Source organism: Ruegeria sp. ANG-R, from assembly GCF_000813985.1.
Taxonomy (GTDB): domain Bacteria; phylum Pseudomonadota; class Alphaproteobacteria; order Rhodobacterales; family Rhodobacteraceae; genus Ruegeria.
Map to the genome: position 1 here is coordinate 126,989 of NZ_JWLJ01000001.1, position 12,267 is coordinate 139,255.

Sequence of the window (12,267 nt, forward strand, 5' to 3'; positions counted from 1 at the left end):
GCACCTTCAGAAATATCCGAATAATCGAAATGATTATTTCGTCGATTCCACAAGATAGGTTCGTGCTTTTGCATCTCTGTTTGCTGGGATAGCTTGCGGGAATGAGCAGCAATCCCCGATTCATTCACCTCCGCGTTCACACCGAATATTCTCTGCTGGAAGGCGCTGTAAGGCTGAAAAAGCTGCCAGGTCTTTGCGAGCAGATGGAGATGCCCGCTGTCGCGGTGACTGATACCAACAGCATGTTCTCGGCGCTGGAATTCTCGGTCACCGCGAGTGGTGCGGGTGTGCAGCCGATCATGGGGTGCCAGGTTGATCTTGGAGATTTTGGGCTCGAAAGCGCCGCCCCTCCCGGTCGCACCTACGTAGAAAAGCCTGCTCCCTTGGTACTGCTGGCGCAATCCGAGGTGGGGTACGAAAACCTCATGAAGCTTAGCTCTTGCCTTTATGTCGACAAGGGCGGGCAGTTGCCGCAGGTTACGTTGGAGGAATTGGCGGAGCGATCTGACGGTCTGATCTGTCTGACCGGCGGGCCGGACGGGCCGGTCGGGATGTTGCTGCAACACGGGCAGCTTCCGGCAGCGGAGGTTTTGGTGGACCGCCTGGCGGCGATGTTCCCGGATCGCCTCTATGTCGAACTACAACGCCATCCTGGGGAAGAGGGCCAACCCGAGGCCGAACGCCTGACCGAGCGCGGCCATGTCGAGATGGCTTATGCCAAGAACCTGCCGCTGGTCGCCACGAACGATGTCTATTTCCCGACCTCGGACATGTACGAGGCGCATGACGCGCTGATCTGCATCGCCGAGGGGGCTTATGTGGATCAGCAGGAAGGTCGCCGCCGTCTGACCGCGCAGCATTATTTCAAGTCGCAGCAAGAGATGGCGACTCTATTCGCCGACTTGCCCGAAGCGATTGAAAACACCGTTGAGATCGCCAAGCGCTGCGCCTTTATGACCTATCGTCGGGATCCGATCCTGCCGAAATTTGCTGATGACGAGGTCGCCGAACTGCGCCGTATCGCCAATGAGGGCTTGCAGAAGCGTCTGGCCGTGATCCCCCATGCGGTGACACCGGAAGAATATCAAAAGCGGCTGGATTTCGAACTCGACATCATCGAAGGCATGGGCTTTCCGGGTTATTTCCTGATCGTTGCTGACTTTATCCAGTGGGCAAAGGATGAAGACATCCCGGTTGGCCCGGGGCGGGGCTCGGGGGCGGGGTCGCTGGTGGCCTATGCGCTGACGATCACCGACCTTGATCCGTTGCGCTACAGCCTGCTGTTCGAGCGGTTCCTGAACCCCGAGCGGGTCTCGATGCCTGACTTTGATATCGACTTCTGCATGGACCGCCGCGAAGAGGTGATCCGTTACGTGCAGCAGAAATACGGGCGCGACAAGGTGGGGCAGATCATCACCTTTGGTGCGCTTCTGTCGAAAGCTGCCGTGCGCGATATCGGGCGGGTGCTGCAGATGCCTTATGGTCAGGTGGACCGTCTGTCAAAGATGATTCCAGTGGAAGGGGTCAAGCCCGTTTCCATCGAAAAGGCGCTGAAGGACGAACCTCGCCTGCGGGAAGAGGCGCGCAGCGAAGAGGTCGTGGAGCGGCTGCTCACCTATGGCCAGCAGGTTGAGGGGTTGCTGCGGAATGCCTCAACCCACGCGGCGGGGGTGGTGATCGGGGACCGTCCGTTGGATGCGCTTGTTCCGCTCTATCAGGACCCGCGATCCGACATGCCCGCGACCCAGTTCAACATGAAGTGGGTCGAGCAAGCCGGGCTGGTGAAGTTCGATTTTCTCGGCCTGAAAACCTTGACCGTGATCCAGAATGCGATGGATCTGATCTTCAAGTCCGGGCGTCCCTTGCATATCGCCGCAGACGGTACAGAACTCTACGAACCGGCCGAGGGGGCCGAGAACCAAATCAACGCCATCCCGCTGGACGACGAGGCGACATACAAACTCTACTCGGCGGCCAAGACGGTTGCTGTGTTCCAGGTGGAATCCTCGGGGATGATGGACGCGCTCAAGCGTATGAAGCCGACCTGCATCGAGGACATCGTGGCTCTTGTGGCGCTGTATCGTCCCGGCCCGATGGAGAACATCCCGACCTATTGCGAGGTCAAGAACGGGCTGCGCAAGATCGAATCCGTGCATCCGCTGATCGACCATATCCTTGAGGAGACCCAAGGCATCATCGTCTATCAGGAACAGGTGATGCAGATCGCGCAGGTCATGGCAGGGTACAGCCTTGGTGGTGCCGACTTGTTACGCCGGGCGATGGGTAAAAAGATCAAAGAGGCGATGGATGCCGAGCGTCCCAAGTTCGAAAAGGGTGCGGGTGAGAATGGTGTTGATGCCAAGAAAGCGTCCGAGGTTTTCGACCTGCTGGAGAAGTTCGCCAACTACGGCTTCAACAAATCCCACGCAGCGGCCTATGCGGTGGTCAGTTATCAGACCGGCTGGCTGAAGGCGAACCACCCGGTCGAGTTCATGGCGGGCGTCATGAACTGCGATATCCATTTGACCGACAAGCTGGCTATCTATTTCGAAGAGGTTCGCAAGGGGCTCGACCTGCCTTATGTGCCACCTTGTGTAAACCGGTCTCAGGCCACGTTTGACGTAACCGATGGTCATTTGGTTTACGCGCTGGGCGCGCTCAAAAACGTAGGCGTCGAGGCGATGAACCTTGTGGTCGAAGGGCGCGGCAACAAGCCGTTCGTCAATCTCTTCGATTTCGCACGTCGGGTTGATCTGAAGAAGGTCGGCAAGCGCCCACTTGAAATGCTGGCGCGGGCCGGTGCATTCGATCAGCTCGACAAGAACCGTCGTCGCGTGTTCGAAAGCCTCGATCCGCTGGTGCAATATTCGGCTGCTATTCACGATCAGAAGAATTCAAACCAGGTTTCGCTATTTGGCGAGGCGGGCGACGACTTGCCGGAACCCCGCTTATCTCCTTCGCCCGATTGGCTGCCAGCCGAGCGCCTGAGCGAAGAATTCAAGGCCATCGGGTTCTATCTGTCTGGCCACCCGCTGGATGACTACATGCCCGCCTTGAAACGTAAACAGGTGCTGACACTTGATCAGGTGACGGAAAAGGCGCGCTCTGGTCCGTTTATCGCCAAGATGGCCGGTGTTGTTGCCGGACGGCAAGAGCGTAAGTCGGCGCGCGGCAATCGGTTCGCTTTTGCCCAGCTCTCTGACCCTACCGGCGCATACGAGGTTACGCTATTTTCGGAGACGCTCGAGAAATCACGCGAGTTTCTGGAAACCGGCGCTCAGGTCGTCTTGACCGCCGAAGCCACGATGGAGGCGGATCAGCTGAAACTGCTGGGTCGCTCGGTTGGTCCGGTCGACGCGGTGGTGGCCGAGGCCGGGGCCACGGGCCTGCGTGTATTTGTCGAAGATTCGAAGGTATTTCCCAACATGGCAAAGGTGCTGGAAGATGCTGAGACCTCGGCCAAAAGGGCCGCGAAAGGACCGGTGTATGTTCGCCTGTTCGATCCTAGACTACCCGGAGAGGTCGAAATGGATTTGGGTCGGAGCTTTGCAATCAACCCGGAGATCAAGGGCGCGCTCAAATCGCTCGAAGGGATATCGGAGATCGAAGAGGTCTGATCCCTTACCAGATTGTTGCCACACGAGATCGACACCTTTAGGCTGGATGAACATCCTCAAAGGTCATTTCACAGGAGGGTTCCGAAATGGCGAATTCAGGTATTGTTTTCAGATCACTAAGCGTGGCGGCGGTGTGCGCCTTGGTGCTGGCCACCGCCGCACAAGCGGACGATAAGAAGAAAAATACCGTCACGGGCGCTCTGGTCGGTGCCGGCGTCGGCGCTTTGGTCGGAGACGGCAAGGGGGCTGCGATTGGTGGCGTCGCCGGAGCGATTATCGGACATAACTGGAAATGAATGTGATGAAAAAAATTGCGTTCAAACTCACGGTTGGCACCGTCTTCCTTCTGGCCCCGACATTCGCTTTGACGGATGAGGCTGCTCAGCAAATGGTTCAGGAAGCATTGCCGGTGATGCACTACACATGCGCCTCGATCGCAGAAGAGGCGAATGGTGACGAGGAATTTGTGGTGGCGGTTGTTGGCAAGATGACGGCCCTGTCGCTTTATAATCGTCAGATCAATATTGAAGACCACGCGACCACCGACGAGGAAAAGGCCCAGCTGCGCGAGGCCTTTATTGCCGCGCTGTCCGAGGGTTGTGCCGCCGATAAAAACGCCCTGCTGGGTGGTGTGGTCGATAATGCGGTGAAATCGACGCTCGGCTTATAGTCGGTTGATATCCTGAAATTTTCCGCTCAAGCTCTCTCAATTGAGTTTGGGCTGGTCATATTGTGGACAACATCTCCAACGATAACTGCCTTTGAGTAATACCACTTAAGTGTGCAAAGCATGTTTCGACTGATTTACAGGCAACGTCGCCGATTGCTGTTTGGAACCATTTTCCTGATGTTGACCGCCGCGGTTCAGGGAAGACGGCAATTCGAAGAACAATCTGTTGAAATGATCACGTTCTCGGGGCCGCTCATCACGTGGTTGACGGCCGGCCTGACAATCATAGTGGTCGGCGGTATCGTATTTGCCGGGCTTGCACTGTTTGTTCTGATCTTTCGCCGCTGGCGAATGGTGGTTGAAATTGTATCATTTTGGATGTTGCTCAGCTGTTCCCTTCGACCTGCGGAGCGGTTAGCCGAGCAATTTGGCCTGCCCGCAGCTGCAACCGCCATCATATCTGTCGCGCTGTTTCTGGCCTGTATGTCCGTCATATACGGCACCGTGCTTGATCGATTTCGCTTTGGTCTGGATTGGAAGTCCAGCCGACGCGTGCGTGTCAAACGCCCGATCGAAGAAGTTTGGCCCGCTTTTGCCCTTGCAGAATGCGGCTCTGATGCGAATTGGGAGCAGATTTTGCACGATGTGCAGCCAGTGCCCGGAGAGCCCGACAGTTTCGACGTTTCCTATTTGATGGGTCCGTCCATCTTTCTGAAACAACGGCAAACCGTTCTGGCAAGCGACGCACCAACCCATTACAGTTATCGCTTTTCCGGTGACGTGCACGGGAGAAACCGGCGCCTCACAGACGGGGAGTTTGATGTAAAGCTTGAACCCGATGGAAAAAGTGGAACCTTGGTCACAGCATTTCACCACCAAAAGGCCATGTTGCCGCGAACGGCGTTGGCGCTTTGGTTCGATGATCAACTCGGCGACGCCTTGGATGGGTTTGCCGCCAGATCGCGTGGAAAAAGAGACTGGTCAATGACTGGCCTAGAGCATCGAACGACGCTTAGCCTGTCTTAGCTTTTCAATAATGCGGCGGGCGTTCGTCACCGAACACAACGCCACCTGAGCCTTCTTGCGCCCGTTCAGCCTCGCGTTGCAGCAACATCTCGACGCGACGGGTCAGGCGGTCGATCTCGCTCTGTTGGTTTGTGACGACCGCGTTCAGTTCTTCAACCGTGCGGGTCAGATGGGCGATCTGTTCTTCCAGATGCTGCATGGGGCTCTCCTTATAGGCGTCTCTTAGCGACCCGATGACCCCAATGCCAGCGAAACCCCGCCTTGCCCCTATGCAGGCCATGGGATAGACCGCGCGCGGAACACTAAATCCCAAGGACGCCCCATATGGCCAAGCCCAAGAAACAGCCCCGCCCCAAGGCCGTAACGCCGAAAGGGTTCCGTGACTATTTCGGCGAGGAAGTTACGCAGCGCACCGAGATGCTGCGGACGATTGCGGGCGTCTATCATCGTTACGGGTTCGATGCCTTGGAAAGCAGCGCGGTTGAGACCGTCGAAGCGCTGGGCAAGTTCCTTCCCGATGTGGATCGTCCGAACGAGGGTGTGTTTGCATGGCAGGAGTTTGACGAGGGCGGCAATGGCGACTGGATGGCCCTGCGCTATGATCTGACCGCGCCTCTGGCCCGCGTCTATGCGCAGCACCGCAACGATTTGCCGACGCCCTATCGTCGCTATGCGATGGGTCCGGTCTGGCGGAACGAGAAACCGGGGCCGGGGCGGTATCGTCAGTTTTATCAGTGTGATGCTGATACGGTAGGCACGGCCTCGATGGCTGCAGATGCCGAGATTTGTGCGATGCTGTCGGACACTTTGGAGACCGTTGGCATTCCCCGGGGCGACTATCTGGTGCGCGTCAACAACCGCAAGGTTCTGAATGGTGTGCTCGAAACCATGGGGCTGGCCGACGAAGCCCAACGTGACGCGGTTCTTCGAACAATCGACAAATTCGACAAGGTCGGGGAGACTGGCGTTCGAGAGCTTTTGGGCAAGGGTCGCCTTGATGCGTCGGGCGCTTACATTGACGGTGTCGGACTAAGTGAAGCGCAAATGCAGCCAGTGCTTGGGTTTATCAATTATTATTCGTTCGTGTTCGAAGCTTTAGCGGACGAAGCGACGCGCGCATACGATGAGGGCAATGAAGAACGCGGCAAACAGTTGGACGCTGCAAGGTATGCAGTTTCCCCGGAGTTCAAAGACGATCCCGAATACTCCCAAAATCTCGATGCACTCAAAATCTGGAACACGCGAGTTTTAGACCATCTGCGAAAAATCGTTGGCCAATCAGACACCGGTTTTCAGGGCGTCGAAGAGCTTAGGCAGATTTTCGAACTACTCTTTGCAGCAGGGTATGGACCGGATCGGGTTAGGTTGGATCCCTCGGTTGTTCGCGGGCTTGGATACTACACCGGACCGGTTTACGAGGCCGAACTGACCTTCGAGATTTTCGATGAAAAGGGTCGTAAACGTCAGTTCGGATCAGTTGCTGGCGGTGGGCGTTATGACGATTTGGTCAAGCGCTTCACGGGGCAAGAAGTGCCCGCGACGGGTATTTCCATCGGTGTTGATCGCTTGCTGGCCGCTCTGCGCGAAAAAGGTCGGATCGCGGCGCAAGCCACAGGCCCGGTGGTCGTCACCGTCATGGATCGGGATCGGATGGCTGACTATCAGTCCATGGTGGCCGAACTGCGCAATGCAGGCATTCGGGCCGAGGTCTATCTGGGCAATCCCAAGAACTTTGGCAACCAGCTGAAATACGCGGACAAACGGAACTCTACGATCGCTGTGATCGAAGGTGGTGACGAAAAAGATAAGGGAATTGTGCAAATCAAGGACCTGATTCTTGGCGCAAAGATTGCCGAAAGCGCCACGCTTGAGGAATGGAAAGAACGCCCCAGCCAGTTTGAAGTGCTGCGCGGAGATCTGGTCGCCAAGGTGCGCGAAATTCTGGACAGTCAGGACTGACCCATGCCCAACCGTTCCCAGATACAGGCTCGCGCCGCGATGATGCGTGTCCGGTTCGAGGCCGCGGGTGCGCATGTGGTCGATACACCTCTGTTGCAACCTGCTGGTACGCTGCTAGACCTCTATGGTGAGGATATCCGCGCGCGTGCCTATGTGACCTCGGACGCGCTGCGGGGTGAGCAGATGCTGCGCCCGGACTTTACTCTGCCGGTGGTGCAGATGCACATGTCCGAAGGGGCCGAACCTGCGCGCTATACCTATTCGGGTGAGGTGTTCCGCCGTCAGGAACACGATCCGGACCGGTCCAATGAGTATATTCAGGTCGGCTACGAGGTTTTTGATCGCGAAGACCCCGCTGGCGCCGATGCCGAGGTTTTTTCGCTGTTTGCCCTGCAACTGCGCGGGCTACCCTTGCGGGCAGCGACCGGTGATATCGGCATTCTGATCGCCGCTGTCGCGGGCCTGAAGACAACTGACCGCCGCAAGGCCGCGCTGATGCGGCATCTCTGGCGGCCTCGCCGGTTCCGCGTTCTGCTGGACCGATACGCCGGGCGCAAAGCGGGCCTTGAGGGTCGCGATGCTCTGCTTGACGCAGCTGACCCGTTGGCGATTGACGTGCCCATGATCGGTAAACGCCGCGCGCCCGAAATACTCGAGCGGATTGAAGCCCTGCGCGAAGACCGCGCCGCGCCGCCGATCTCGGACAATGAATTGGCCGGGTTGGAGACGCTGCTGAATGTGCGCGAAACCATGCCTTTTGCGCTGGAACAACTGCGCGACGTGGCGGTTGACCTGCCGCAGATCACGCCCGCGCTGGATCGTTTGGAAGCCCGTATTGCAGCCTTGCAGGCGCGGGGCGTGGACGTGAATACACTGGATTTCGAAGCCTCTTATGGCAGAACCTCGATGGAGTATTACGACGGTTTCGTCTTTGGCTTTTACGCAGAGGGCCGTCCCGATCTGCCACCGGTCGCAACCGGCGGGCGCTATGACGCGCTGACCCGGCAGTTGGGCGAGGGGGCTGAGATACCGGCCATCGGCGGCGTGATCCGTCCGGACCTGATGCTGGAAGTCGAGGAGGGTGCACAATGAGCCTGAAGCTGGGCGTGCCCTCGAAGGGCCGATTGATGGACAAGACCTTCGCATGGTTTGAAAAGCGCGGCATCACGCTGTCGCGCAGCGGATCGGATCGGGAATATGCGGGCAAGGTAGAAGGGATCAAAAACGTTTCGCTAATCTTGTTATCCGCCGGAGAAATACCGCGCGAACTGGCGGCGGGGCGTATCCATCTTGGCGTGACTGGCGTCGATCTGGTGCAAGAGAAACTGCCGCGGTGGGAACAGCAGGTCGAAGAGGTCGCCCCGCTTGGGTTCGGCAAGGCTGACTTGATCATCGCAACACCTGCCTGCTGGGTCGACGTGGATACGCTGGACGATCTGGATGCGGCAGCTGCGGGTTTCCGCAAGGCGCACGGGCACCGGTTGCGTATCGCCACCAAGTATCACCGTTTGGTTCGTGAATTTCTGACCGAAGCGGGGGTGGCCGATTACACGCTGGTCGATAGTCAGGGCGCGACTGAGGGCACGGTCGTGAATGAAACCGCTGAAGCGATTGCTGATATCACTTCGACCGGCGAGACGCTGCGGGCCAACCACCTGAAAATCCTGTCGGATGGGTTGATCCTGCAATCGCAGGCGACGTTGTGGCGCAGCCGAGTGGCAAGTTACGATGCGGCAGAGAAGACCGTTCTGAACGACCTGCTGGATCGGCTGCGCTAAAGCACGCCGATATCCGCCAGCGCGCGGTTCAGGTCGTCGGGCAGGGCATCGTCCTGCTCGCGCCCTTTGGGCAAGTCGGCCGGAGTATCCTCGGGTTTCAGATAGCGCCAGCCTTGGAACGGGCGTTTCAGAGCGTTTTGCGTGCGGTGCACCTCGGGATCGAGAACGATGGCACAGCGGCGGATTCCATCCTCACCGCGCACCTCGTCCAGCCGTAGAATCTGCTGACGGCATCGGACGACTCCTTTGATCACCCAATAGATTGATCCGCCATTCAAAATCTCGGATTCACGTTTGGGCCACATGCGTGTGACATGGCGCGGGCATCCGTCCTCATAGAGAGGTTTCCGGCTGTCCTGCCATGCGATCAGCGTGTCGACGCTTTCTGATCCGACCGAAAGTTTGATGAGGTTGATATACTTATCCACAGAGTCGTCCCCAAGGGTTAGCTTATATAGTAGATCATCAAGTGAAGAGGTCAAAGAGTTGTGGCAATCAGCATAGATTTTGGTCTATCTTGGATGCCTCTTAGTTAAATAGGAATCACCAATGAGCCGCTTTGCCGCCCCCATCGCCGAGCAGATCTGGGACATGAAATACCGCTTCAAACAGGCGGATGGCACACCCATCGATCAGACGGTCGAGGACAGTTGGCGGCGCATTGCGCGCGATTTGGCACAGGTTGAAAAGGACCCGGCGCATTGGGAAGAAAAGTTCTACACGGCGCTTGAGGATTTCAAATACCTGCCGGCTGGTCGCATCACTGCTGGGGCGGGCACCGCACGTCAGGTGACCCTGTTCAACTGCTTTGTGATGGGCACGATCCCCGACAGCATGGGCGGTATCTTCGATATGCTGAAAGAGGCCGCACTTACCATGCAGCAGGGTGGGGGGATCGGTTATGATTTCTCGACCATCCGCCCGCGCGGCGCAGATGTGAAAGGGGTTGCTGCGGATGCCTCGGGCCCGCTGAGCTTCATGGATGTCTGGGACGCCATGTGTCGCACGATAATGTCCGCAGGCTCGCGCCGAGGGGCAATGATGGCGACCATGCGCTGTGACCACCCGGATATCGAACAGTTCATCACCGCCAAGTCCGACCCGGCGCGCCTGCGCATGTTCAACATGTCCGTGCTGGTGACAGATCCGTTCATGGAGGCCGTCAAGGCTGACGGACCGTGGGAACTGGCATTCGAGGGCAGGGTCTATCAGACCGTTCAGGCCCGTGATCTATGGAACAAGATCATGCAGGCGACCTATGACTATGCCGAGCCTGGTGTGATCTTCATCGACCGCATCAACACGGCCAACAATCTGAGTTACGTCGAAACCATCGCCGCGACCAACCCGTGCGGAGAGCAACCTCTGCCGCCTTATGGCGCCTGTTTGCTGGGTTCGATCAATCTGGCACGGCTTGTGGCCGAACCATTTGAGGATGCAGCGCATCTGGATGAGGACGCTTTGCAGGATCTGGTCGCCACCGCCGTTCGCATGATGGACAACGTGGTTGACGCGTCGAAATTCCCGCTGGCCGAACAAGAGGCCGAGGCGCAGGACAAACGCCGCATCGGGCTGGGCGTGACCGGTCTGGCCGATGCTCTGCTGATGCTGGGCCTGCGTTATGGCTCGGACGAGGCGGCGCGTCAGACCGAGCGCTGGCTGCACGCGATTGCACGCGCCGCGTATCTGGCGTCGGTGGATTTGGCGAGGGAAAAAGGGGCATTCCCTCTGTTTGACGCCGACAAATACCTGGCAAGCGGCACGATGCAGCAGATGGATGAAGACGTCCGAGATGCGATTCGCGAACATGGTATCCGTAATGCGCTGCTGACCTCGATTGCGCCGACGGGCACGATTTCCCTGTATGCGGGCAACGTGTCGTCGGGGATCGAACCTGTATTTGCCTATGCCTATACCCGCAAAGTGCTGCAGAAAGACGGCTCGCGCACCGAAGAAGAGGTTGTAGATTATGCCGTTCAGATGTGGCGCGACAAGTTCGGCGACAAAGAACTGCCAGACTATTTCGTGAATGCGCAGACGCTGTCCCCGTCTGATCACGTCAGGATGCAGGCGGCGGCGCAGAAATGGATCGACAGTTCGATTTCCAAGACGATCAATTGTCCTGAAGATATCGGCTTTGACGCCTTCAAGGATGTCTATATGCAAGCCTGGGATCAGGGCTGCAAAGGTTGCACGACCTATCGCCCCAACGATGTGACCGGTTCTGTTCTGACCGTTTCGGAAAGCACCGACGCAGCGCCGGGGGAAAGTGCCGTGGCGCCACACGAGGTCGATGGTGGCGAAGTCGTCTATATGTCAGAGCCGCTGGATCGTCCGCAATCGCTGGAAGGGTCGACCTATAAGCTAAAATGGCCCGACAGCGAACATGCGATCTATCTCACGATCAACGATATCGTGATCGGCGGCCGCCGTCGTCCGTTCGAAGTTTTCATCAACTCGAAAAACATGGAGCATTACGCATGGACGCTGGCCTTGACCCGGATGATCTCGGCCGTATTTCGGCGCGGTGGCGATGTTTCCTTCGTCGTTGAGGAGCTCAAAGCAGTCTTCGATCCACGTGGCGGGGCTTGGGTGAAGGGTAAGTATATTCCCTCAATCCTGGCAGCGATCGGCGGCGTGATAGAGCAACATATGGTAACCATCGGTTTTCTTGAGGGCGAGGGGATGGGTCTGAAATCCGACCCCCAGGCCCAGGTGGTCAACATGGACGCGCCACGGGGCAAGGCGTGCCCATCCTGTGGTCAGTTCGACATGGTGATGATCGAAGGCTGCATGACGTGCCGCAGTTGTGGTTATTCGAAATGTGATGGATGAAGCTGTGTGTAAACTTCTTGTGTGGCGTTTCATGTGACATGACCTAAACGTTTCAATAGGTCATTTTGGCTGGTGATATGAGAATACGGCCTCGGATTTCTTCTGGGGCCATTCGCAAGTCTGACAAGGACAGACGAATGAGATGGCGCTGGGCTGAAGATATTATCAGGCTTTGATGCGAGGGGCGGGAAGCGGAAGTTCGCTGCGGGTGCGAGACAAACCAGTTCCAAACACAAAAGCGGACGTCGCGGCAATAGGTGCCGACCTTCGGCCTCGTTCGGCACACCAAGCGAGAAATGCTCTTTCCCTTTTGGCAATAGGTTATGTCTGTTCATTTGGAGTTCGGCTTGAATTGAGACTCACAAGTTGTAGTCTCTCGAGA

General features: G+C 57.4%; 10 protein-coding genes. 8 read left to right on the plus strand and 2 right to left on the minus strand.

Annotated elements, in window-relative coordinates; translation table 11 throughout:
* The first annotated feature begins 101 nt into the window (after window positions 1-101).
* From dnaE to RA27_RS00520, 4 genes are all read left to right on the plus strand, one after another.
* Window positions 102-3,617, plus strand: coding sequence for a DNA polymerase III subunit alpha (gene dnaE, locus RA27_RS00505; protein ID WP_039533915.1), 3,516 nt, complete (start codon window positions 102-104; stop codon window positions 3,615-3,617).
* 86 nt (window positions 3,618-3,703) lie between these two features.
* Window positions 3,704-3,913: a YMGG-like glycine zipper-containing protein gene (locus RA27_RS00510; RefSeq protein ID WP_039533917.1), complete on the plus strand. Its 210-nt coding sequence runs from the start codon at window positions 3,704-3,706 to the stop codon at window positions 3,911-3,913.
* A 5-nt stretch (window positions 3,914-3,918) separates the two neighbouring features.
* Window positions 3,919-4,287 carry a hypothetical protein gene (locus RA27_RS00515; protein WP_052265207.1) on the plus strand — a complete coding sequence of 123 codons (369 nt, stop codon included), beginning with the start codon at window positions 3,919-3,921 and terminating at the stop codon, window positions 4,285-4,287.
* 120 nt (window positions 4,288-4,407) lie between these two features.
* Window positions 4,408-5,313, plus strand: coding sequence for an SRPBCC family protein (locus RA27_RS00520; RefSeq protein WP_039533920.1), 906 nt, complete (start codon window positions 4,408-4,410; stop codon window positions 5,311-5,313).
* Between the two features lie 4 nt (window positions 5,314-5,317).
* Here RA27_RS00520 and RA27_RS00525 read toward each other — a convergent pair whose 3' ends face one another.
* Window positions 5,318-5,512 (minus strand): SlyX family protein, encoded by a 195-nt coding sequence (locus RA27_RS00525; protein WP_039533922.1) that lies wholly within the window; start codon window positions 5,510-5,512, stop codon window positions 5,318-5,320.
* 125 nt (window positions 5,513-5,637) lie between these two features.
* On the opposite strand from RA27_RS00525, the gene hisS reads away from it, so the two are divergent.
* From hisS to hisG, 3 genes are read left to right on the plus strand one after another with little or no spacing between them, the layout of a single operon-like run.
* Window positions 5,638-7,272, plus strand: coding sequence for a histidine--tRNA ligase (gene hisS / locus RA27_RS00530; RefSeq protein WP_039533924.1), 1,635 nt, complete (start codon window positions 5,638-5,640; stop codon window positions 7,270-7,272).
* Window positions 7,273-7,275: 3 nt separating this feature from the next.
* Complete coding sequence (locus tag RA27_RS00535) at window positions 7,276-8,364, plus strand: ATP phosphoribosyltransferase regulatory subunit (RefSeq protein ID WP_039533928.1); 1,089 nt, start codon at window positions 7,276-7,278, stop codon at window positions 8,362-8,364.
* Window positions 8,361-9,050, plus strand: coding sequence for an ATP phosphoribosyltransferase (gene hisG, locus RA27_RS00540; protein WP_039533929.1), 690 nt, complete (start codon window positions 8,361-8,363; stop codon window positions 9,048-9,050). Before RA27_RS00535 ends, hisG begins: the two co-directional genes overlap by 4 nt.
* On the opposite strand, the gene RA27_RS00545 is transcribed toward hisG, so the two are convergent.
* Complete coding sequence (locus tag RA27_RS00545; RefSeq protein ID WP_039533931.1) at window positions 9,047-9,478, minus strand: DUF1489 domain-containing protein; 432 nt, start codon at window positions 9,476-9,478, stop codon at window positions 9,047-9,049. The two genes, hisG and RA27_RS00545, sit on opposite strands and share 4 nt — an antisense overlap.
* Before the next feature lie 121 nt (window positions 9,479-9,599).
* Between RA27_RS00545 and RA27_RS00550 the strand changes: the two genes are divergently transcribed.
* Window positions 9,600-11,885, plus strand: a complete 2,286-nt coding sequence (locus RA27_RS00550; RefSeq protein WP_039533935.1) for an adenosylcobalamin-dependent ribonucleoside-diphosphate reductase — start codon at window positions 9,600-9,602, stop codon at window positions 11,883-11,885.
* The last annotated feature ends 382 nt before the right edge of the window (window positions 11,886-12,267 follow it).